Below are 19,979 nucleotides of genomic sequence, written 5' to 3'. Positions count from 1 at the left end.
CGCTCAGGAGTTTCCGAGGACGTCCCTGATCGCCTGAAGCACGGCGCCGGTCCCGCGGTAGGTGATGGTGACGTGGCCCGCTCCCTCGACCGGCCGCATCTCGCCGCGCGGGACGGTCTGGGCGAACGCCGTGTAGAGGCGGTTCTTGCCCTCGATCTCCTGGCGCAGCGCCTCCTCGGGGATGCCCTGCGACACCGCTTGCTTGAACGGGTCGACCTCCGACGACGACAGAACGATCAGGGGCACGTCGGGCAGCGGACCGGCGCCGCGTACCTCGTCGTACAGCTCCTCGACGTTCTTGGCCTCATCGAACCCGACGCGCAGCCACGACTCGCTGACGTGGCCGTCGACGAGCGGCTCGCGGGTCTCCTCCGGCCAGTCCCGCAACTCCGCCCCGAACAGCCCGCGGTAGAACTGGACGACCTCGTCGGGCAGCTCGTCGGGGAACGCGTCGTCGGCGTCCCAGGCCTCCCAGCGTTCGACCAGCTCCTTGGGCATGTAGGCCTGGTAGTCCTCGTGCGCGGGGTCGAGCATGACCAGGCCGCTCACCTCACTGGGGAAACGCTGCGCGTAGTGGCGCGCGTAGAGGCCGCCGAGCGAGTGCCCGACCAGGACGTACGGGCCCGGCACGTCCATGACGCCGAGCATCGCGCGGAGTTCGTCGGTCGCCTGCGTGGATGTACGCGGGAGATCGACGCGCTCGCTCCATCCCGTTCCGGCGCGGTCGTAGATCACGCTGGTGGCGAGCCCGGCGGCGCCCTCCTGGAGCCTCAGGTAGTCCATCCCGACCGCTCCGGCTCCGGGAAGGAAGACGACGGCGGGCGTACCGCCGCCCGACTTGTGCGCCCACAGCCGCAGGCCGTCCACGTCGTAGTTCCGCCCGAGCGGCGGCCTGACCTCTGTCCGCATCGCAAGCTCCCTGCGATCGATCCTGCAATCCCAATTTTGGTAACGGTACCAAATATGGGATCGTAAGCGCGTGGACACCCTTGACCTGCTCCTCCACCCGGTGCGGCTGCGGATCGTGCACGCCATGTCCGGCGGGCGCACGCTGACCACGTCCGAGCTGTGCGCGCACCTGCCCGACGTACCGCGGACCACCGCGTACCGGCACGTCGCGCTGCTCGCCGACGCGGGCGTCCTGGAGGTCGTGGACGAGCAGCGGGTGCACGGCGCCGTCGAACGCCGCTACCGGCTCCGGCGCGAGCGGACGGTGATCGACCGGGACATGGCCGCGACGATGACGCTGGAGGATCATCGCAAGGCGTTCGCCGCGGCGATGGCGGTCCTGCACGCCGAGTTCAACGCCTACCTCGACCGGGACGGCGCCGATCCGGTCGCCGACCTGGTCGGCTACACGCAGTTCCCGATCTGGATGGACAGGGACGAGCTGAACGAGCTGATCGGCGAGTTCACCGACATCGTCATGCGCAGGCGCGGCAACGAGCCCAGGCCGGGCCGCACGCCCTACCTGATGAGCCCGATCTTCTTCCCCACCGAGGAGCCGTCCCAGGAGGACTAACCCTCGCCGGTCACCGACTTCCAGCCGTTCTCCAGCAGGTCGAAGATCCGCTCTAGGGCCTCTTCGTGGTCGGGTCTGGCGTGGGCCAGGATGCCCGCCTCCAGGGCGAAGTGCGCCAGGGCCGCGCAGGCGGCGTCGTCCTCCGGCAGGCCCGCCGCGACGGCGATCTCCTCGGCCAGGGCCGCCTCGTGGCGCAGCCACATCCGCCGCGTGTAGTCGCGCAGCGCCGGGGTGCTGTTGATCAAGTCCATGAACTGCGCGAAGCGCGGGGTGGCCCGGTACCGGTCGACCCGGTCACCGGCGACCTCGCGGCGGAGGGCCTCGATCACCGACTGGCCGGCCGGACGGTCCCGTACGGCGGCCCGCAGCCCGGCCTCGCGCTCGTCGTCCTTGTCGAACAGCAGGGCGACCTTGCCGTCCGGGAAGTGCTTGAACAGCGTGGTCACCGACACGTCGGCAGCCTCGGCGATCTCCCGTACGCCGACGTCCTCGTAACCGCGCTCCAGGAACAGCTCCAGCGCGGCGTCCGCCAGCGCCTTGTGCGTGGCGGCCTTCTTGCGTTCGCGGCGCCCCATCGTCTCGGTCACACTCCCAGCCTACCCCAAAGGTTGAACGGGATGAAAAGTTGAACAGTTGCACTTTCTTAGCTGTTGCACTTACCTTGAGGGCGAACGAAAGGAGTGACGACATGTCCACGACTGAACAAGAGGCCCCGTCGGAGGGGCGAATCCGCCTGATGCTGCTCGGCGTGATGCTGGCGATGCTGCTGTCGATGCTCGACAACACGATCGTCGGGACCGCGATGCCGACGATCGTCCGCGACGTCGGCGGGCTCGACCACCTGTCCTGGGTGGTCACCGCGTACATCCTGGCGACGGCCGTATCCACACCCGTGTGGGGCAAGCTGGGCGACCTGCGCGGCCGCAAGAACGTCTTCCTGACCGCGATCGTGGTCTTCCTGATCGGCTCCGCCGCCTCGGGGGCCGCGCAGACGATGGGCCAGCTGATCGCGTTCCGTACCGTCCAGGGCCTGGGCGCGGGCGGCCTCGCCGTCGGCGCGTTCGCCGTGATCGCCGACCTCGTTCCCCCGCGCGAACGAGGCCGCTACCAGGGGATGACCTCGATGGTCATGGCCCTCGGCACCATCGGCGGACCGCTCCTCGGCGGCGTCGTGACCGGCCACCTCGGCTGGCGCTGGGCGTTCTACATCAACCTGCCGCTCGGCGTGATCGCCCTCATCTGGTCCCAGGTCATGCTGCGCCTGCCCGCCGTCAAGAAGAGCGCGACCATCGACTGGCCCGGAATCCTCATCCTCGGCGCAACCATCAGCACAACGGTCCTGGCCGCCACCTGGGCCGGCGTCCGCTACGCCTGGACGTCCCCCCAGATCCTCGGCCTCGCCATAGCGGCCCTGCTCGGCCTGGCCGCGTTCATCTGGTCCCAGCGCCGAGCCGTCGAACCGGTCCTCCCCCTGCGCATCTTCGGCACCCGCAACCTCCCACTGGTAGCGGTCCTCATCGCAGTGGTGGGCGGCGTCATGTTCGGCTGCTCGCTCTACCTGCCGCTGTTCCAGCAGACCGTCCAGCACGCCAGCGCCACCGACTCCGGCCTCCTCCTGCTGCCGATGATGGCCCCGATCGTGCTGGTCTCCCAGTTCCCCGGCCGCATCATGACCCGCACCGGGCGCTACAAGATCTTCCCGATCCTGGGATCGATCCTCCTGGCCGCCGGATCGTTCCTCCTCGCGACCATGGACACCTCAACGCCCCGCGTGATGACCGCCCTCTTCATGGCGCTCATCGGCGGCGGCCTCGGCTGCATGATGCAGATGACCACGGCCATCGCCCAGAACAGCGTCGAGATGCGCGACATAGGAGCCGCCACCGCAGCGGTCACGCTCTTCCGCACCCTGGGCGGCTCCATCGCCGTGGCGGTCTTCGGCGCCCTGTTCACCCGTTCCCTACAGAACGCAGACGGAGCGCACTCAGGCCCGGCCTACCTCCACGCCGTAGCCAACGGAACGCAGCACATCTTCTTCCTGGCCGGAGCCCTCTGCCTGGTCGCCCTAGCCGCCGCCCTCCTCGTGAAGGAGGTCCCCCTGCGCGGCAAGCCCACCTCCCCACAGCCTGCCAAAGAGCCCGTCACCACCTCATGACAACCCCCGGCCGGAACGCCTCGACCACCCGCCCGAGGCGTTCCGCCACACTGCCCAGATCCCAGCAAGGCCCCAGCGCCACCCCTGTCGACGAGAAGAACCACCCCTCCTCCACCCGCACACTCTCCCCAAAGCAAGGCGTCTCCGGAGCGAACACATGCAGCAGCTCAGCCCGCCGCCGAGTCCCGAGACCCCGCCCCTCCAACACAACTCCCAGCGCATCCAGCGACTCGTTCACCGGCACACCTCGATCAGCCGGGCCCGCAGCTCCTCCGCAGTATCCGCGTCCACGCACGACGCACCCGCCTGCACCTGATCGCCCCGCTTGGGCCCGCGCGTGGCCCACCAGCGCCCCGCGTCGGTCGTGATGATCGACCAGTCGCGGAACTCCGCGCGCAGCTCCGCCTTGATCTCGTCGACTGTGGTCCGCACCGTTCCCTCTCCATGTGTGGCGATTCCGTCACGGCCAGTACATCCGCGGCCGGTGCGGCACGGTCAGAGGCAGAATGAGCACAGGGATCGACAATCCTGAACACGCGAGGTGCTGATGGCGCTCCACGACAAGTTGCGCGCCGAACGGACGCGGCGCGGCTGGACGAGGTTGGAGATGGCGCGGCGCCTCACCCCGCACGTGTCCGACCAGTGCCCCGACCTCGACACACTCCAGGCGTACGTGAAGCGCTGGGAAGCGGGCAAGGTCGGCATCAGCGAGCGCTACCGCTTCGCCTACGCCGCCACGTTCGAGACCGACCTCGACGCCCTGCCCGACCCCACCGGCGACCTCAACCCCGACGACGAGGAACGGCTGATCAAGGCGGCGCAACGCCCCTTCCGCGTCGACGCCTCAGTGATCGAGCTGTTCGCCACGATCCTGGCGGCCCAGCGCCGGACCGAGGATGTGATCGGGTCAGGCCCTCTCCTCGGCCCTGTCCGCGCACAACTCACCATGATGGAGCAGCTGATCGCCGAAGCCCGGGGAACGATCCGGACCTCGCTCCTGGACGTCGGCGCGCAGTGGGGGCAGTTCGCCGGGTGGCTGCACGCAGGCAACAACCAGGCCGATCGTGCGATGGCCTACCTCGGCACCACGCTCGACTGGGCCACCGAGACCGGCGACCGGGCCATGGTCGGCGCCGTGATGTCGTGGAAGGGCTATGTGGCCGAACGTGCCGGTCAGGTGGGGGCGATGATCGGCCTGTCGCAGGTAGGGCAGCGCAGCAGAGACCGTGGAGGCCGCGTCTATGACCTCTACCAGGAGGCCCGAGGTCATGCCCTGCGCGGAAGCGCCGACCAGGTCGATCGCCTTGTCGACGAGGCCGCCGAAGAGGCAGAGCAGCTCACGCCCGAGGACATCCGCCCGTGGGAGTACTACTACCTGACGCCCGGCTTCTTCACCATGGAGCACGGCGTCGCCTACCGCATCCTCGGCCGCAGCCTGCCCGACCGGAACGCGGACGCGATCGAGTATCTGACCCAGGGCCTGAGCAGTCTCCCGGTGGAGATGCGCGGATCCGAGTGGTCGGGCGAGTTCATCTACCAGCTAGGCCGCGCCCATCTCCAAGCCGGTGAACGTGACGAGGCGGGACGGCTGGCGGGCGAACTGACCTCGTTGGGCGAACGGCTCGGCTCGGACCGCCTGATCCGCCAAGCCGAAGCGCTCGCGGCCGTGTGAGGTGCTGAGTGGCACCTCACGACGGGCCGCAAACAGGACAGAGCTGGCACGGCCAGACTGAGCTCAACCCCGAGGACGAGGAACGGCTGATCAAGGCGGCTTGTCGGCCCACGCGGGTGGATCGTTCGGTGATCGAGTCGCTGGCGGCGATCCTGGCGGCGCAGCGGCGGACCGAGGACGTGATCGGGTCCGGGCCGCTGCTCGGGCCTGTGCGGGCGCAGCTCGACATGATCGGGCATCTTGTCGCCGAGGCGCGCGGGCCGCTGCGTTCGGAGATGGTGAACGTCGGGGGGCAGTGGGCGCAGTTCTACGGGTGGCTGCGGGCTAGTTGTGGTGACGTGGCGGCGGGCAATCGGCATCTCGATCGTGCGCTGGAGTGGGCGACCGAGAGCGCGGACGTCGATCTGGTTTCAGAGGTGGTCAGCTTCAAGGGGCATCTGGCCTGGATGTCGGGCCAGGCGGGGGCGACCATTGGGCTGTCCGCCGCGGCGGTGCGGGGTGATGGGCTTTATCCCGGGCAGCGCGCTATCTCGTGCTCTCAGGAGGCGCGTGGGCATGCGATGACGGGCGACGCGTGGGCGGCCGAGGCCAAGCTTGATGAGGCGGACGTGCAGGCTGCGGCCGCGCGGGAGCGGCTGGATGACGCGCCGCCATGGCTCTACTACCACTCCCCCGCGCTCTTCGAGCTGGAGCGCGGGCTGGCCTATCGCTACCTCGGGCACCATGACCAGCGCTACAACCAGCGTGCGATCAAGGCGTTCGGCCAGGGTCTGAGCGGTCTCCCGGTGGAGATGCGGGGGTCGGAATGGTCGGGCGAGTTCATCTACCAGCTGGGGCGTGCGCACTTGCAGGCGGGTGAACGTGAGGAGGCGGGGCGGCTGGCGGGCGACCTGACCTCGTTGGGCGAGCGCTTGGGGTCGGACCGGCTCATGCGCCAAGCCGAAGCGCTTTCACCTTCCTCATGACGCTCCGGCGAAGCCGATGACCCAGAGGCCGAGCACGCCCAGGACGCCCACCGGCAGCGCCGTGAGAAGTTGCCCCAGCGCCGGCCAGTCACGGGTCTGCGGGATCATGTGCAGCGCACCCAGCGTCATCATCGTCGCGCCCCAGACCGGGAGCAGGACGAACACACCGATGAACGAGTACAACACGACGGTGTCGCGCGGGGACATGCAGCTGAACATCCCGCTGTCGTCGCAGCCGACCGGGGCACGGTCCGAGGCGACGGCCCCTGCGATCAGAGCGAGCATCCCTGGCACGACGACCAGAAGCAGCGTGGCCAGCAGGAAGGACATTCCGCGCCTGCGGTGCCGTACGGGCGGCTGCCAGGGCATGTAGTAATCGTTCATGCCAACCATGCTCGGCGCGGCGGGCGGTCGGCGCCTGAGTACGTGTACTCAAGTACGCGGGGCAGAAGACCTACTTGAGGTGGGTGCGCAGGAGTTCTGCCACCTCGTCAGGGGCCTGCTCTGGAATCCAGTGCCCGACGCCCTTCAGGGTGTGGAAGGTGTAGGGGCCGGTCACGAATTTGCGGTTGAGCTCAGCGCCCGTACGGCCTAGGGCGGGGTCCTTGTCGCTCCAGATGAAGAGCGCCGGAACCTTGACCGCGGCCAGCCGCCCAGGCGGGTTGAACGGCATGCCCGATACCAGTTGAGCGCCGGGGTAAGCGCCCCCGGCTTCAGCATGAAGTCGATGTCCCTGGCGGCGTTGGCCTCGGTCTGGCCGCCGTCCGCCATTCCCGCGATGAGGCGTGACCTGGCGTTCAGGGCGAGCCGGCGCAGGGCCAGCTCGGGCAGCCAGGGCACCTGGAACGCGAACATGTACCAGGACATGAAGAACTGCCGGCTGGTGAAGATGGCCCGCATGAACGCCGCCGGATGCGGAACCGACAGCGCGGTCACGGTGGCGACCAGGTCAGGACGGCTGGCGGCGAGCGACCACGCGACCGGCGCGCCCCAGTCGTGCCCGACCACGTGCACCTTGGGCACCCCGGCCGCCTGAACGAGCGCCACGACGTCCTCGACCAGCTCGGACAGGCGATAGGCGTACCGCCCACGCGGCCGAGCCCCGGCCGAGTATCCGCGCTGGTCAGGCGCCAGCGTTCGGTATCCCGCCTCGTGCAGCAGCGGCGCCAGCCGATCCCAGCAGCGCGCCGTCTGAGGGAACCCGTGCAGCAGCACCACGACCTCCCCCTCCAGCGGCCCCTGGTCGACCACATCGAAGACCAGCCCGTCGCGTCTGAAGGATGAGATCCGTTGGGTGTCCATGGTCATGCCTGCCTCGCCTCAACTCGTCGCTGCGAATGATCGCTCGATCGCTGGATCCACTGCCCATGGAAGGTGAAGCCGAGGCTCTCAGGAACCGGCAGGGTACAGACAGGCCCATCGGCGACCGCCTCGGCGTTGAAGACGACGATGTTCGTGGTCCCCTCGGCGATATGGCTCTCGTACGCGATGAGCCAGCCCGCGTCGTCGACAAGCCCCGGGTCACGAGGAACGAAGATGGGCTCGCTGACCAGATGACCTGGGCCGTAGTCGTGGATGTCGGCCTCCCCCGACTCGGTGCCGTAGCGCGCGACCGCCGTCAGCGCCACGCCCGCCGTGGCGTCGGCGGCCGCCGCGCCATAGACGTTGCGATGCGCGCCGGTGGAACGGCGAATATCGATGGTGGGCCATTCGAGCGGCAGCCCGTGCACCTGGTGAGCCTCGACCTTCCCGGACGTTCCCACCCGATAGCGCCACAGCCGCCCGACGGGGAAGCACGACGGATCGGTCAGGTGGCTCATGCTGGCGATGGCCTCGTGCATGACCGTCCACGACCGGAACCGGACCAGGTCGAAGACGATGTCGTCGCCGTCGTCGAACGCCCCGGCGAAGTGCCACTGGAACCACGGATCGGCCTCGACGATCCGGAACGGACCACCCGCCCGAGGAACGAGCAGAATCCGCGTGGGCTCGTCGCCGTGCCAGCGCATCGCCTGGAACGCGGGCGACCGGCCCGACGCCACCGCGCCCAAATCCAAGATGACGGGTCCAAGGCAGAAGACCAGATGAGTCTCGGTCATCGCGAAGTCATGGACCATGAACCGCCTCGGCAGCCTGATCGACCGAAGACGTTCGGTCGGCCCGCCCTTCCTGCTCCGGTAGATCTCCAACCGAGGACGCGGCCCGTAAACACAGCCGAAGTTCCACAGCTCCCGACGCCCAGGGTCCCAGCACGGATGGGCCGAGTAGGGACGCCCCAACCGACGCCCGAACGGCCCCGAAGGCTCCAGCGCGCCACCGAGATCGCACTGCCCAAGCGTCTCCAGCGTGCCGGGCTCCAGCTCCCACGGCAGGTCGCTCTCCCACAGTGCGAGCAGCCTGCCGTCGATCATCGTCACCGACGTGTTGGCCTGAGAGTTGGCCGGACGCTGAAGCACATTGCGGAGCCGCCCACCCTCCGCGTTCGCCCCCGCCAGCCGCACCCGCCGCCCATCCCGAGCCGCCCGATACGAGGGCGTGCGAACGTACCGCGACCGGACCCGAACCTCCCCCGAGGCGAACGTGACCGCGCTGACCAGGCCGTCCCCGTCGATCACATAGTCGGACAGATGGTTGCCCGCGCCGTTCCGATAAAGCGTCCCCGCCAGCCCCTCGGGAACGCTCCCCTGGCTCACACGAAGCTCGGCATCGACCTCCCGGGCCCAGCCACCACGCCGCAGATCCATGCGCCCTCCAATGTGATCGCCGATCACATACATGTGATCAGCGTTCACATGCCCTGTCAAGATGTGGTACGACTGGCCGCATGGACACCCGGCGGCCCTACCACCACGGCTCCCTGCCGAAGACCCTGGTCACGCACGCGATCGAGCTCCTGGACGAGTCCGGCGCCGACGCCGTGGCCGTTCGCGAGGTCGCACGCCGAGCAGGCGTCGCCCCCTCGGCCCCGTTCCGCCACTTCGCCGACCGCGCCGCGCTCCTCACCGCCGTCACCGAGGCCGTCGCCGTCGACTTCGGCGAGGTCCAGATGGCCGCCGTGAACGCCGCCGAATCCATCCCGTTCCGCGCCCTGGGGACCGCGTTCGTGCAGTACGCGCTCGACTACCCGCACCGCTTCGCGCTCCTGCGCGGCGCCCTCTTCGGCGGAACGCGCACACCCGTCCTAGAAGAAGGCCACAGGGCGTTCACCCAAGCCGTCACCGACCTGATCGTCACCGCCCAACAACAAGGCGAGCTACGCCAAACCGACCCCGACCTGATCCGCCTAGCCGCCCTGGCCCTCGTCTACGGCCTCTCCCAGATGTTCGTCGACAACTACCTCGACTCCACCCAAGCCGAGACCCTCATAGACCAGGTCACCGAACTCTTCGGTCTAGGCGTCCTGGCTCCCGGAGCTCCCGAGCGCTCCCCCGCCACCTGACCGAAAACCCATTGCGCAGCCACCTCGCCGCAATACGACACTGCTCGCCATGACCAGGCCAGAGCCCACCGAACTCGACTACCTGAGGGAGATCGAGAGGCTCGCCAACGCAGTCACCTGCGCTGAAGCTCGCAGGCGTGGCCCTTATCCGCCCAGCGGTGATGCCGCTTGGGATGACTGACACCTACGAAGAGACGTGCGCGCGACTCGCAGTTGAAGAACGGCCGGAGGGCTGGGCCCTATGGAACACCTGGGCCGAGGACGACCTGAAGGTCACGATGGTGGTCTCAGCAGTCGAGACCACCGAAGGCCTGCTGATGAACTGGGCCAACGGCAGGAACGTGCTCCCGGTCATGCCCTTTCCAGCCCAGATCGCCCAAGTGCACGCGGGCTGGATCGCGACGATGGTCTTCTCCCCGTACGGCAAGAAGAAGCTCGGCCTCCAGGGCCACAAGCTCTGAGCACCGGGGGACGAGTCAAGGCCTGCTACTTGCGGTGAATCCTTGCCAGGCCACGAGTGGCGAACTTGCGCACCTGCTCATCAGGGTCGTGCTGCAGGCGCCGCAAGGTGGGCTCGGCCGCCAGGTCACGGAAGTTGCCGAAGTCCGCTGGGTCGCCAAGGAGGCCGAGGGCCCACATGAACAGCAACTGGTCATCGGCATGGCCAAGAATGACCGGCCTGCTGCCTTCCGGGTCCGCCTCGATATGGACGGTACTGGTGATGCGTGCCCCTGGGGCAAGCGATTAATCCGGGGCCGGGTCAGGCCGGTGGGCGGGTGGGGCGGCCGCAGACTCGGAGGGTGCTTTCTAGGCATGCGGACGCTGCTTCTTGGGCTGTTAGGCGGTTCTCTGCCACTTCTGCGGCGGCGGCGTGTTGGAGGCCTATGACGGCGGAGGTCAGCCAGGCGGCGGAGAGGGAACGGTCGAAGTCGCCGGTGTCCTGGCCTCGCTGGATGAGGCGTTCCAGGCGTGGGGGTACGACGTCGTGCGGGTCGTTGGCGGTGGGGCGCGGGATGGCGGCGAGGTTGAGGATGAGGGGGTGGCGGCGCAGGAAGCGCCAGCCGGCGTCGAGGAACGCCGCCAGGGCGTCGGGGGGCGGGGCGGTGTCGAGGCCTGCGGCGTCGAGAGCCGCGATGTACTCGTCGGCCGCGACCTCGATGAGAGCGGCGATGAGGGCGTCGCGTGAGGGGAAGTGCGCGTAGACGGTCTGGCGGGTGACGCCGGCCGCGGCGGCGACCTCTTCCATTCGGGCGTCCGGGCGTTCGCCGAGGACGGTGCGGGCCGCGTCGAGGATGGCGTCGATGCTGCGCCGAGCGTCGGCCCTGCGGGGGCGGATCGGCGTGGCGGCGGACGAGTCGACCATTCCAGCAACGATATCTGTTCGGCCGCAATCTTGACGTGCTGTAAGAGATAGACAACTCTTACAGCATGTCAAAGAAAAGCGCGGGGCCGGCGATCGAGGCGCATGGGTTGGTCAAGACCTATGGGGAGAACCGGGCATTGGACGGGATAGACCTCATGGTGAGGCGCGGGCAGGTGTTCGGGTTCCTTGGTCCGAACGGGGCGGGCAAGACCACGACGATCCGCATCCTGGCCACCCTGACCAGGCCCGACGGCGGCACTGCCCGCGTGCTCGGTCACGATGTGCTCGGCGAACGGGATGCGATCCGGGCCCGGGTCTCGGTGACCGGCCAATTCGCCGCGCTGGACGAGGACCTGACCGGGTACGAGAACCTGATCATCCTCGGGCGACTCCATGGCCTGTCCCGGGCTGGGGGTCGTCGGCGCGCCGAGGAGTTGCTCGCCGCGTTCGACCTGACCGCCGCGGCGGCACGGCAGGTGGCCGGGTACTCGGGCGGGATGCGGCGCAGGCTGGACATCGCGGCCGGCCTGATCGTGACCCCCGACCTGCTGTTCCTCGACGAGCCGACCACCGGGCTGGACCCGCGCAGCCGCAACCAGGTGTGGGAGCTGGTCCGCCAGATCGCGGCGGCGGGCACCACCGTGCTGCTCACCACCCAGTACCTGGACGAGGCCGACCAACTCGCCGAGCAGATCGCGGTCATCGACCACGGCCGGATCGTGGCCGAGGGCACCAGCGCCCAGCTCAAGTCCCGGGTCGGCTCGGGAACGCTGCACATCCGGCTTCTTGACGGCGAGCAGCGCCCGCAGGCGGAACGGGTTCTGGCCCACGAACTGGAGGGGACGGTGCGGCTCGCCGCTGACCCGCTCGCGTTGTCGATGCTGCTCGCCGACTCGGAGGGACTGGCGGATGGAGGTTTGCTGGTCGGGCGCGCTTTGACTCGGCTCGCCGAGGCCGGGGTGGGGGTCGCGGAGGTCGGTCTCGGGCAGCCCAGCTTGGACGAGGCGTTCCTCGCACTGACGGGGCACCCGGCCGACATGGACCGCGAGGAGGTGAACGCATGAGCGCCCCGCCCGTCGCGCAGACCCACCAGATCGATGCCCTGCTCGCCGCGGGGCGGTCGCGCCGCCGTGCCGGAGCGCTCACCGCCTCCGCGACCTTCGGGCGGCGGGCCGTGCTCAAGGTCAAGCACGACCCGAAACAGCTCGTGGACTCGATCGCGATCCCGGTCCTGTTCACCGTGCTGTTCACCTATCTCTTCGGCGGCGCGATCAGCGGCTCGACCGGCGCCTACCTCAAGCTCCTGCTGCCCGGCGTGCTGAGCATGAGCATCGCCATCGTCACCATGTACGGCGGCGCCCGGCTCGCCCAGGACGTGACGACCGGGGCGTTCGACCGCTTCCGTTCGCTGGCCGTGTGGCGCGGCGCGTTCGTGGTGGGCGGCCTGCTCAGCGACGCAGCCCGTTACCTGTTCGCGAGCGCGATCGTGGTGGGCCTCGGGATGGCCATGGGATACCGGCCCGACGGGGGCGCGCCGGGTGTGGTCGCCGCGGTCGCCCTGGTCATCGCGTTCGGGCTCGCCCTGTCCTTGCTGTGGGCCGTGGTCGCCCTGCTCGTACGGGATCCGGCGGTCGTCATCAGCATCGCCAACGCCGTGCTGATACCGCTCTCGTTCGCCAGCAACATCTTCGTCCAGCCCCGGACCATGCCCGGCTGGCTCCAGGCCTTCGTCGACGTCAACCCGCTCACCCACGTCGCGGCCGCTGCCAGGGCACTGATGAACGGCGGCGACGCGGGCGGTGCCGTCGCCTGGTCGCTCCTCACGACCGCCGCCATCGCCGTGGTGTGCGGACCGCTCACCCTCCACCTCTACAGCAGGCGAGGCTGAGGGGCGGCCAAGACCCCGGCGTCAGCCCTCGGGGTAGAAGAGGAAGAGGGTGCAGCCGGTCGTCGTCTGGGGGACGTGGGCGGATCCCCTGGGGGCGTGGATGAACGAGCCTGCCGGGTAGTCGCGGATGCCGTCGTTGAACGTGCCGGAGACGACGAAGACCTCTTCGGGGCCGGGTTCGTGGACGTCGATGCCCTGCCAGGTGGTGTTGGGGTCCATCTGCAGGACGTGAGCCGTCGCGCCGTTGTCGCCGTGCCAGAGGGTGCGCAGGTGGATGCCTGGGAAGAGCTCGCGGACCGGGGCGTCTTCCAAGGTGGACCACTCGAAGGCGGGGAGTTCTGTCGTCATGGAGCCAGCTTCATCCAGTACCGACCGCCCCGCCGAGTGTCAGAAAAGACATCTCGCGGTACTTTTCTGCCATGCATCGCGTGGTGGCTCTTGTACGGGAGGGGCAGGCGACGTTCGAGCTCGGCTGCGCGGCCGGGGTGTTCGGGGCCCGGCCGCCCGGTCAGGCGGTGCGTTACCGGTTCGGCGTCTGTGCCGAACGACCCGGCCGGGTCGGCACGCGCAACGGGTTCGACATGGTGATCGAGGACGGGCTGGAGGCGCTTGAGGACGCCGACACCGTGGTCGTTCCAGGCTGGCTGCCCGTGGAGGAGGCGCCTTCGGCCGCGGTGACCCGGGCGCTGAAAAGCGCGCATGAGCGAGGAGCGCGGCTGGTCAGCATCTGCACGGGGGCCTTCGCGCTGGCGCACGTCGGGCTGCTGGACGGGCGCGGAGCCACTACGCATTGGGCGCGGACGGAGGATCTGGCCGCGCGCTTTCCGCACGTTCAGGTCGACCCGGACGTGCTCTACGTCGACGGCGGGGACGTGGCCACCAGCGCCGGAGCGGGCGCCGGGATCGATCTGTGCCTGCATCTGGTGCGCGTCGATCAGGGGGCCGGGTTCGCCGCGCATGTCGCACGAGGGATGGTGATGCCGCCTCATCGTGAGGGCGGTCAGTTGCAGTACTCGGCGCCGCCACGCCCCATTCAGATCGACGGGACGCTCGCGCCGTTGCTGGAGTGGGCGGCGGAACGGCTCGGCGAGCCGATCGGGGTCGAGGAGATGGCGGGGCGAGCGTGCGTCTCCACGCGCACGCTCGCCCGTCGGTTCACCGATCAGCTGGGCGTCGGGCCGGGACAGTGGCTACTCAACCAGCGGCTGGCCGCGGCCCGGGAACTGCTGGAGTCCTCTGACCTCTCGTTGGAGGCCATCGCCCGCCGGGTGGGGCTCTCCTCGGCCACCAATCTGCGGAGACGCTTTCTCGGGGCGTTGGGCACCACGCCCGGCGCCTACCGGCGAACGTTCCGGACCTAGGCGTTGCCTTAGATCGCCCGGGTGGCTCCGGCGGCCGGGACCGCGGTGAGGAAGCGCGGCGGGCGCCGGGCTGACGACAGCGCGGCGGTGACCGTTGCCCGAACGTTCGGTACGGCGGTCATGGGAACCAGGGCCACGGCGCAGCGGCCCACCGCCAGGCCGCCCAACGCGCCTGCCGAGAGCGCGGCGGCCAAGGCGGTGTCCAGAGTCGACTCGCCCGGAACGTGGGCCTCAGTCAAAGCAGGCCCGAGAGCGGCAAGGTTTCCGGCGCGCAGTGCGGCGATCGGCAGGGCATCCACCGTACGGGCGCCCGGCCCTGACGAAACGCCCACGTCCATGATGAGCAGGCGCAGCCCTGCGGCGGTCAGGTCGCACGGCAGGTGCTCGGCCGGCAGGTGCTCGGTCCCCACGAGAGCGTGAGCCTCGCGGGCATGGCGGGCGACGTTGTACGAGGCGGACTCGTTCGGCAGCTCGGGCTTCCCGCACAGCGCCTCAAGCACCATCGACACCACGCAGGCGGTCTCCGCACCCGTCAGCAGCTCGGTCGCGGCGGGCAGCTCGCAGTTCACGACCAGGCGAACCCCTGGGGCCTCCTGGGCGATGAGCGCCTCGACCGTGGGGACCGCCCAGGCGGGAACGGCGCCGGACGCCAGCGCGGTGGGCAGGCGACCGCGGCCGATGGAGAAGCGGTCGGCGTGGTGGTTCATCGAGTACAGCTCGGTCGAGCCGTCGTCGGTCACTCCGGCGGCGATGATGACGCCCCACGGGAGCGCGACGCCCAGGGACGCCGGGCTGCCGTTCAGCAGGACCATGCCGCCGGGCGCGCGCCAGGCTCCGGCGGGCGCGCTCCCGTAGGCCCGTTCGTAGACGTGCGCGGTGACCCGGACCTCCGGGTCGACGGCGAGTTCGGTGTTGATCAACCTTCGTCCTTTCGTGCCAGCACCCGGTAGGCGTTGCTCGTGCCGGGGATCAGCGGCACCACGAGCCTGTCGAGCAGGACCGCGAGCGGGACCAGGGGCACGGCGCAGCCGATCGCGAGGGCGCGCAGGGCCCGGTCCCGGAGGGTCGGAGGGGCGGGGGCCCAGGGACGGTCGGCGTCCGGGCCGAACGTGCGGAGCAGGAGGAGCACCAGGAAGAGCACGTCGTAGCGCTGGTGGGCGGCGCGGCGCTGGCGGGCGACGACGCGCAGGCCGCGGACGGCCAGGGCCTCTTCCAGGTTGCCGACAGGGATCATGTGGAGGTGCTGCGGCTGCAGCCAGGACACCCAGAACCGGCCGAACGCGCGGCCGAACAGCGACTCGGGGTCGGGCAGCTCGATCAGCAGGTGGCCGCCTGGGCCGAGGATCTTGGCGGCGGCGTCCAGCTCGGCGAGCGGGTCGAGGGTGTGCTCCAGGTAGTGGTGCATGCTGATCAGGTCGTAGCGGCCGAACAGCTCGTCCATCAGCTCGGTGAACTGGCCCTGGTAGGCGCGCCGCAGCCAGCCCCGGCGCGCGCCCTCGCCGACGCCGGTGCCCTGGTCGAGGCCGTCGAACGCGGTGCTGGGCAGCATGGTCGAGGCCGTACGGCAGAAGTGGCCGTGACCGGTGCCGACGTCCAGCCAGTTGCGCGGCATCAGGTGGCGGCGCACCAGGTCGGCGCGGGAACGGTAGTACCTGCCCTGCCGCGCGAACATCCGGCCCGCGGCCTCGGCCCCGACGCCGTCGTAGAAGTCGCGGTAGTAGAACTCGAGCCCGGCCGCGTTGAGGCGCGGGTTCTGGAAGACGTGGCCGCAGTCCCGGCAGCGTTCGAGCGTGAACCGGCCCGCCTTGATCTGGACGATGTCGCCGCTGGTCACGTACCGGCTGACCGCGATCGAGCCGCACCACGGGCAGTCATCGCGCGCCGGGCCGAGGAAACGGCCGACGCCGCGCGCGTACTCGGCCTGGTAGGAGGCCCGAGCCTGCTCGCGCACGGCCGTGCCGCGGCGCTCCCACGACGACGGGCGCTCGGCGAGCGTCCGCCACCAGCTCCACGGCGTCCGTACGAGCCGGAGCAGCGAGGCGAGATGCAGGTCGCGGGGCGAGATCGGCCCGCCGGTGAAGATCAGGTACGGGGAGAGGGAGTAGACCGCCGCCGCCACCAGCCCCCAGAGCGGGTCGGCCAGCAGCGCCGCCAGGACCAGCGCGTACGCCCCCATTGAACGCGCGAGGACGCGGGCGGGCGCGACGCCGAGCCCGCGCAGCCACGCCCGGCGGCCGCGGCAGACCGGGACGCGCGGCGTACGGCACGGCACGACGGCCAGGCCGGCGGCCACGCCCTTCCGCGCGTCGACGCGGGCGAACGCGCGCAGCCGCGCCGTCGCCGCCCCCAGATCGCCCGGGTCGAGCGGACCGGGCGGCAGCCCGGCCCGGCTCAGCACCTCACCGTCGGCGAGGACCGCGACCCCGGCGCCACGGCCCGGCGCGAGCGGGTTGGCACGGTAGGAACGCGGATTCACCAGCCGCGCGAGATCGAGCGCCCGCTCGACCGGCAGATCCGACGGAACGAGATCGAGCACCTGGACCCCGGTGCCCCGCGCGTGCTCGATCGCAGCGCGGCGCACCCGCCCCGTCACGACCGCGCCCTCGACCGTGAGGGCGCCGTGCGTGCCGCCGGCCAGGGCCTCGACCGACCGCTCCCGGCGTTCGGCGGGCGCGGCGGACCGCTCCCGGCCGCGCTCGACCGGCCGCTCCCGGCCGCGCTCGTCCACCCGCACGCGGCGCAGCGGCGCCAGGCGCAGCCGGACCCTGACCGCGTCGGCGGCCAGCAGCGCGGGAACGAGAGCGGGAATCCAGTTCACGCGAGCTTCTCCAGCCGTTCCGCAGCCTGCGCGGCACCGCCCGCCGCGGCGAACGAGTCGCGGACGCGCTGCGCCGCCTCCCGGTAGGCGCCTTCGGTCAGCACCGACGAGATCGCCTTCCGCAGCTCCTCGGCCTGCACGCGGGTGAAGCGCACGGTGAGCCCGGCCCCGGCCTCGGCGACCTGCTTCGCGATCACCGGCTGGTCGTCGCGGATCGGCGCCACCACCAGCGGCAGCCCGCTGGCGAGCGTCTCGCAGACGGTGTTGTGGCCGCCGTGCGACACCACGGCCGACAGCCGCTCCAGCAGCGCGAGCTGCGGCACGTGGTCACGGACCAGCACGTTGGGCAGCGGCTCGGTGACCGCGCCCTCCGGCGCGACGAACACCGCCTGCACGTCCAGGTCCCGTACGGCGTCGGCGGCGACCTGGAAGAACCGCTCCCCCGCCGGGCCGTTGATCGTGCCGAGCGAGACCAGCACCGCGGGCCGCTCGCCGTCCAGCCACTCCCAGGGGAAGTCGCCGCCGGGCGGGCGGCCGAGCGCCGGTCCCACGAACGCGAAGTGATCCGGGAAGAACGAGGTGTCGCCGATCATCGCGTCGGTGGAGAACGCCAGCACCAGATGATCGGAGAAGCGCAGGTCGAGCAGGTCCTCCAGGTCGTAGTCGAGCTGGAAGTCGGCGATCTGCTCGCGCACCCACTCCTCGACCTTGGGCATCCCGGCGAGCGGCCGGGTGAACTCCGCCGAGGTCGTCGCCGACGTCGCCCACGGCAGGCCGCGCAGCCTCGCGGCGACCGGGGCCGCGAGCACCTGCTGGTCGGAGATGACGACGTCGGGCTCGAACTCGTCGATGGCGGCCTCGACGCCCGGCATCATCGCGTGGCCCAGCGGGACGATGAACTCCTCCCACAGGAACTTCAGCGCCGCCGGTCCGCGCAGCTCCATCCAGTCGCGGCGCGCGGCCTCCAGTTTGGCGGTGAACGCCTCGTCCTCGGCCGGGAAGACCCGCGCCCCGGACGGCAGCAGCGGCTCCAGGCTGCCGGGATGGCCGACCCAGGCGACCTCGTGCCCGCGCCGCGTCAGCTCGGCGGCCACCGCGACGGTCGGGTTCACGTGCCCGGTCAGCGGCGGCACGGCGAACAAGAACCGGCTGGTCTTGACCTCGGGCTCGGCGGGCTTGGCGGGCTCCCCGAACAGGGACGGCACCTGCACCCGGCGGCTGCGGCGGCTCACAGCGCAGCACCCCCGGCCAGGGCCGGAACGCGCGTTCCCGCCTGATGTGCCAGCCAGGGCAACAGCGCCTCCAGCAGCTCGGCCGTCCCCTCCCGCAGAACGGTGTGGGCATGACCGGGCAGAACGTGCAGCGTGCAGTCCGCGACCGACCGCAGCAGCAGCTTCCCGGCGTCCAGAACGTCGGAGTGCTCCCCGTACACCGCGAGCACCGGGCACGACACCCCGGCCAGGTCCACGGGCCGGATCGGCTCCACCGCGGCCAGGTCGTCGAGCAGGCTGGTGCCGTTGATGAGCGCGTCGGCGGTCTGCGCCTGCCGCCCGCGCTGCCGCCACCCGATCGCCATCAGCTGGTCGGCGAGCCGCTCGTACTCCAGAACGAGCGCGGACTTGCCGAGCGTGTTCAGCATGTCCTCGGTCCACTCGCCGGCGCGCTCGGCCGGACCGTACGACTCCACGAGCACCAGGCCCGCGATCCGCTCCGGCCGGGCCAGCGCCGCGTTCAGCGCGACGACGCCACCGAAGCTGTTGGCGACCAGGTAGACGGGCGCGGTCAGCCCGAGGCCGTCCAGCACCCCGAACAGGTCCGCGACCGCGTCGGCCGCCGAGTAGCCCGTCGTGGTCCGCTCCGAGAGGCCGTGCCCGCGCAGGTCGTACAGGACGGCGCGTGCCCCGGCCGCCGAGACCGGCCCGGCGAGCGTGTAGTAGAAGCTGGACAGGTTGTCCATGACCAGCCCGTGGATGAACACCACCACGGGCGCGTCGGCTTGATCGGCTTGGCTGGCTTGATCGGGATCACAGGGGTCCATCGTCTGGACGTGGAATCGGATCCCGCGTGCGGTCACCTCGGCCATGTGTCTCCCCCAGGAAGTCGGTCAGCAGGGGCGTCAGCCGCGCCCGTGCCGTGATGTGCAGGTCGTGCCCGCCGTTCAGTACGTGCCGCCGCGCGCCCGGGAGCGCCCGCCCGACCAGGTCGCCGGACGCACGGAACGGCGAGTCCGCCCCGACCACCGACAGGACCGGCAGGTCGCCGAGCGCCCGCAGTTCGTCCTCGCCGACCGCCGGCTCGGCGGCCAGGTCCTTGAGCAGGCTGGTCTCCTCGACCAGCGCGGCCGTACGGCGCCCCGCGGCCGACCTGCGACCCGCCTGCGACGGGACCAGCGAGGGGGCGATGGCGGCCGAGTCTCCCTCGAAGGGCGGGTCGATCAGCGCGAGCCGGGAGACCCGTCCGGGGCGGCTCAGCGCGAACCGCACCGCCACCGCCGCGCCGTAGCTGTGCGCGGCGACCGCGAACGGCGGCAGGTCGCCGGTCAGCGCGGCCAGGTCGTCGGCCATGGTCGCGGTGTCGTAGCCGGACGGGGTCCGCTCGCTCATCCCGTGCCCGCGCCAGTCCGGCAGCCGCACCCGGCAGGACCGGGCCAGCGCGGGCGCGACGGTGAAGAACCACGAGGCGGCGCTGCCGGTGAACAGCCCGTGCAGCATCACCACCGGCGCGGCGCCGCCGCGGTCCCGTCCGAGGTCGACGACGTGGAAGCGCACCCCCCGCGCGCTCACGAACGCCATGAAG

The 19,979-nt window shown here is 70.6% G+C and carries 24 protein-coding genes; 9 read left to right on the top strand and 15 right to left on the bottom strand.

Features of this window, described 5'->3' with window-relative positions; all coding sequences use genetic code 11:
* Positions 1–3 precede the first annotated feature (3 nt).
* Entirely contained in the window at positions 4–909 is a 906-nt protein-coding gene (locus tag J4573_RS42740) for an alpha/beta fold hydrolase (RefSeq protein WP_208261900.1), read from the bottom strand.
* A gap of 70 nt (positions 910–979) precedes the next feature.
* Here J4573_RS42740 and J4573_RS42735 point away from each other — a divergent pair, with 70 nt between their 5' ends.
* Positions 980–1,522, top strand: coding sequence for a helix-turn-helix domain-containing protein (locus tag J4573_RS42735; protein WP_307797356.1), 543 nt, complete (start codon positions 980–982; stop codon positions 1,520–1,522).
* On the opposite strand, the gene J4573_RS42730 is transcribed toward J4573_RS42735, so the two are convergent.
* A complete protein-coding gene (locus J4573_RS42730) occupies positions 1,519–2,109 on the bottom strand; it encodes a TetR/AcrR family transcriptional regulator (RefSeq protein WP_307797354.1) in 591 nt (196 codons plus the stop codon). The genes J4573_RS42735 and J4573_RS42730 overlap by 4 nt on opposite strands.
* A gap of 101 nt (positions 2,110–2,210) precedes the next feature.
* Here J4573_RS42730 and J4573_RS42725 point away from each other — a divergent pair, with 101 nt between their 5' ends.
* The gene (locus J4573_RS42725; RefSeq protein WP_208261899.1) at positions 2,211–3,677 is read left to right on the top strand and encodes an MDR family MFS transporter; all 1,467 of its coding nucleotides are present in this window, start codon (positions 2,211–2,213) and stop codon (positions 3,675–3,677) included.
* A gap of 234 nt (positions 3,678–3,911) precedes the next feature.
* On the opposite strand, the gene J4573_RS42720 is transcribed toward J4573_RS42725, so the two are convergent.
* Positions 3,912–4,109: a hypothetical protein gene (locus J4573_RS42720; protein WP_208261897.1), complete on the bottom strand. Its 198-nt coding sequence runs from the start codon at positions 4,107–4,109 to the stop codon at positions 3,912–3,914.
* Positions 4,110–4,224: 115 nt separating this feature from the next.
* Between J4573_RS42720 and J4573_RS42715 the strand changes: the two genes are divergently transcribed.
* Both J4573_RS42715 and J4573_RS42710 read left to right on the top strand, forming a co-directional pair.
* Positions 4,225–5,349: a helix-turn-helix domain-containing protein gene (locus J4573_RS42715; RefSeq protein ID WP_208261896.1), complete on the top strand. Its 1,125-nt coding sequence runs from the start codon at positions 4,225–4,227 to the stop codon at positions 5,347–5,349.
* A gap of 8 nt (positions 5,350–5,357) precedes the next feature.
* The gene (locus J4573_RS42710; RefSeq protein WP_208261895.1) at positions 5,358–6,314 is read left to right on the top strand and encodes an NsdA family TPR-like regulatory protein; all 957 of its coding nucleotides are present in this window, start codon (positions 5,358–5,360) and stop codon (positions 6,312–6,314) included.
* Here the strand turns inward: J4573_RS42710 and J4573_RS42705 are convergent.
* From J4573_RS42705 to J4573_RS42690, 4 genes are all read right to left on the bottom strand, one after another.
* Positions 6,309–6,698, bottom strand: coding sequence for a hypothetical protein (locus J4573_RS42705; protein WP_208261894.1), 390 nt, complete (start codon positions 6,696–6,698; stop codon positions 6,309–6,311). The genes J4573_RS42710 and J4573_RS42705 overlap by 6 nt on opposite strands.
* 70 nt (positions 6,699–6,768) lie before the next feature.
* A complete protein-coding gene (locus J4573_RS55705; protein WP_208261893.1) occupies positions 6,769–6,873 on the bottom strand; it encodes an alpha/beta fold hydrolase in 105 nt (34 codons plus the stop codon).
* 32 nt (positions 6,874–6,905) lie between these two features.
* Positions 6,906–7,622: an alpha/beta fold hydrolase gene (locus J4573_RS42695; RefSeq protein ID WP_208261891.1), complete on the bottom strand. Its 717-nt coding sequence runs from the start codon at positions 7,620–7,622 to the stop codon at positions 6,906–6,908.
* Complete coding sequence (locus J4573_RS42690; RefSeq protein WP_208261890.1) at positions 7,619–9,058, bottom strand: carotenoid oxygenase family protein; 1,440 nt, start codon at positions 9,056–9,058, stop codon at positions 7,619–7,621. The genes J4573_RS42695 and J4573_RS42690 overlap by 4 nt, the downstream gene beginning before the upstream one ends.
* Before the next feature lie 80 nt (positions 9,059–9,138).
* On the opposite strand from J4573_RS42690, the gene J4573_RS42685 reads away from it, so the two are divergent.
* Both J4573_RS42685 and J4573_RS42680 read left to right on the top strand, forming a co-directional pair.
* A complete protein-coding gene (locus J4573_RS42685) occupies positions 9,139–9,753 on the top strand; it encodes a TetR/AcrR family transcriptional regulator (protein ID WP_208261888.1) in 615 nt (204 codons plus the stop codon).
* A gap of 173 nt (positions 9,754–9,926) precedes the next feature.
* Complete coding sequence (locus J4573_RS42680; RefSeq protein WP_208261887.1) at positions 9,927–10,214, top strand: hypothetical protein; 288 nt, start codon at positions 9,927–9,929, stop codon at positions 10,212–10,214.
* Between the two features lie 25 nt (positions 10,215–10,239).
* On the opposite strand, the gene J4573_RS42675 is transcribed toward J4573_RS42680, so the two are convergent.
* Together J4573_RS42675 and J4573_RS42670 are read right to left on the bottom strand one after the other, a co-directional pair.
* Positions 10,240–10,401: a hypothetical protein gene (locus J4573_RS42675; RefSeq protein ID WP_208261885.1), complete on the bottom strand. Its 162-nt coding sequence runs from the start codon at positions 10,399–10,401 to the stop codon at positions 10,240–10,242.
* A 112-nt stretch (positions 10,402–10,513) separates the two neighbouring features.
* Positions 10,514–11,116 (bottom strand): TetR/AcrR family transcriptional regulator, encoded by a 603-nt coding sequence (locus J4573_RS42670; RefSeq protein ID WP_208261884.1) that lies wholly within the window; start codon positions 11,114–11,116, stop codon positions 10,514–10,516.
* A gap of 65 nt (positions 11,117–11,181) precedes the next feature.
* On the opposite strand from J4573_RS42670, the gene J4573_RS42665 reads away from it, so the two are divergent.
* Together J4573_RS42665 and J4573_RS42660 are read left to right on the top strand one after the other, a co-directional pair.
* Complete coding sequence (locus tag J4573_RS42665) at positions 11,182–12,180, top strand: ATP-binding cassette domain-containing protein (RefSeq protein WP_208261883.1); 999 nt, start codon at positions 11,182–11,184, stop codon at positions 12,178–12,180.
* Positions 12,177–13,004: an ABC transporter permease gene (locus J4573_RS42660; RefSeq protein ID WP_208261882.1), complete on the top strand. Its 828-nt coding sequence runs from the start codon at positions 12,177–12,179 to the stop codon at positions 13,002–13,004. Before J4573_RS42665 ends, J4573_RS42660 begins: the two co-directional genes overlap by 4 nt.
* A 21-nt stretch (positions 13,005–13,025) precedes the next feature.
* Here the strand turns inward: J4573_RS42660 and J4573_RS42655 are convergent, their stop codons facing one another.
* A complete protein-coding gene (locus tag J4573_RS42655; RefSeq protein ID WP_208261881.1) occupies positions 13,026–13,352 on the bottom strand; it encodes a cupin domain-containing protein in 327 nt (108 codons plus the stop codon).
* A 71-nt stretch (positions 13,353–13,423) separates the two neighbouring features.
* Here J4573_RS42655 and J4573_RS42650 point away from each other — a divergent pair, with 71 nt between their 5' ends.
* Entirely contained in the window at positions 13,424–14,365 is a 942-nt protein-coding gene (locus J4573_RS42650) for a helix-turn-helix domain-containing protein (protein ID WP_243774489.1), read from the top strand.
* Positions 14,366–14,373: 8 nt separating this feature from the next.
* Here the strand turns inward: J4573_RS42650 and J4573_RS42645 are convergent, their stop codons facing one another.
* Genes J4573_RS42645 through J4573_RS42625 form a run of 5 tightly spaced genes read right to left on the bottom strand, consistent with a single transcriptional unit; the run spans position 14,374 to position 19,975 of the window.
* A complete protein-coding gene (locus tag J4573_RS42645) occupies positions 14,374–15,285 on the bottom strand; it encodes a hypothetical protein (RefSeq protein WP_208261880.1) in 912 nt (303 codons plus the stop codon).
* Positions 15,282–17,183 carry a class I SAM-dependent methyltransferase gene (locus J4573_RS56425; protein WP_208261879.1) on the bottom strand — a complete coding sequence of 634 codons (1,902 nt, stop codon included), beginning with the start codon at positions 17,181–17,183 and terminating at the stop codon, positions 15,282–15,284. The genes J4573_RS42645 and J4573_RS56425 overlap by 4 nt, the downstream gene beginning before the upstream one ends.
* Positions 17,180–18,415: a glycosyltransferase gene (locus J4573_RS42635; protein ID WP_208261878.1), complete on the bottom strand. Its 1,236-nt coding sequence runs from the start codon at positions 18,413–18,415 to the stop codon at positions 17,180–17,182. The genes J4573_RS56425 and J4573_RS42635 overlap by 4 nt, the downstream gene beginning before the upstream one ends.
* Entirely contained in the window at positions 18,412–19,266 is an 855-nt protein-coding gene (locus J4573_RS42630) for an alpha/beta fold hydrolase (RefSeq protein ID WP_208261877.1), read from the bottom strand. Before J4573_RS42630 ends, J4573_RS42635 begins: the two co-directional genes overlap by 4 nt.
* Positions 19,208–19,975: an alpha/beta fold hydrolase gene (locus J4573_RS42625; RefSeq protein ID WP_208261876.1), complete on the bottom strand. Its 768-nt coding sequence runs from the start codon at positions 19,973–19,975 to the stop codon at positions 19,208–19,210. The genes J4573_RS42630 and J4573_RS42625 overlap by 59 nt, the downstream gene beginning before the upstream one ends.
* Positions 19,976–19,979: the final 4 nt, after the last annotated feature.

The sequence above is a fragment of the Actinomadura barringtoniae genome, assembly GCF_017573505.1.
In the GTDB taxonomy this organism is placed as follows: Bacteria; Actinomycetota; Actinomycetes; order Streptosporangiales; family Streptosporangiaceae; genus Spirillospora; species Spirillospora barringtoniae.
This window is presented reverse-complemented; position numbering and strand designations above follow the sequence as displayed.

Coding starts and splice junctions, on each gene's coding strand:
- J4573_RS42740 (WP_208261900.1), bottom strand. CDS start 909: ATGCGGACAGAGGTCAGGCCGCCGCTCGGGCGGAACTACGACGTGGAC.
- J4573_RS42725 (WP_208261899.1), top strand. CDS start 2,211: ATGTCCACGACTGAACAAGAGGCCCCGTCGGAGGGGCGAATCCGCCTG.
- J4573_RS42715 (WP_208261896.1), top strand. CDS start 4,225: ATGGCGCTCCACGACAAGTTGCGCGCCGAACGGACGCGGCGCGGCTGG.
- J4573_RS42705 (WP_208261894.1), bottom strand. CDS start 6,698: ATGAACGATTACTACATGCCCTGGCAGCCGCCCGTACGGCACCGCAGG.
- J4573_RS42695 (WP_208261891.1), bottom strand. CDS start 7,622: ATGACCATGGACACCCAACGGATCTCATCCTTCAGACGCGACGGGCTG.
- J4573_RS42690 (WP_208261890.1), bottom strand. CDS start 9,058: ATGGATCTGCGGCGTGGTGGCTGGGCCCGGGAGGTCGATGCCGAGCTT.
- J4573_RS42685 (WP_208261888.1), top strand. CDS start 9,139: ATGGACACCCGGCGGCCCTACCACCACGGCTCCCTGCCGAAGACCCTG.
- J4573_RS42680 (WP_208261887.1), top strand. CDS start 9,927: ATGACTGACACCTACGAAGAGACGTGCGCGCGACTCGCAGTTGAAGAA.
- J4573_RS42670 (WP_208261884.1), bottom strand. CDS start 11,116: ATGGTCGACTCGTCCGCCGCCACGCCGATCCGCCCCCGCAGGGCCGAC.
- J4573_RS42665 (WP_208261883.1), top strand. CDS start 11,182: ATGTCAAAGAAAAGCGCGGGGCCGGCGATCGAGGCGCATGGGTTGGTC.
- J4573_RS42660 (WP_208261882.1), top strand. CDS start 12,177: ATGAGCGCCCCGCCCGTCGCGCAGACCCACCAGATCGATGCCCTGCTC.
- J4573_RS42655 (WP_208261881.1), bottom strand. CDS start 13,352: ATGACGACAGAACTCCCCGCCTTCGAGTGGTCCACCTTGGAAGACGCC.
- J4573_RS42650 (WP_243774489.1), top strand. CDS start 13,424: ATGCATCGCGTGGTGGCTCTTGTACGGGAGGGGCAGGCGACGTTCGAG.
- J4573_RS42630 (WP_208261877.1), bottom strand. CDS start 19,266: ATGGCCGAGGTGACCGCACGCGGGATCCGATTCCACGTCCAGACGATG.
- J4573_RS42625 (WP_208261876.1), bottom strand. CDS start 19,975: ATGGCGTTCGTGAGCGCGCGGGGGGTGCGCTTCCACGTCGTCGACCTC.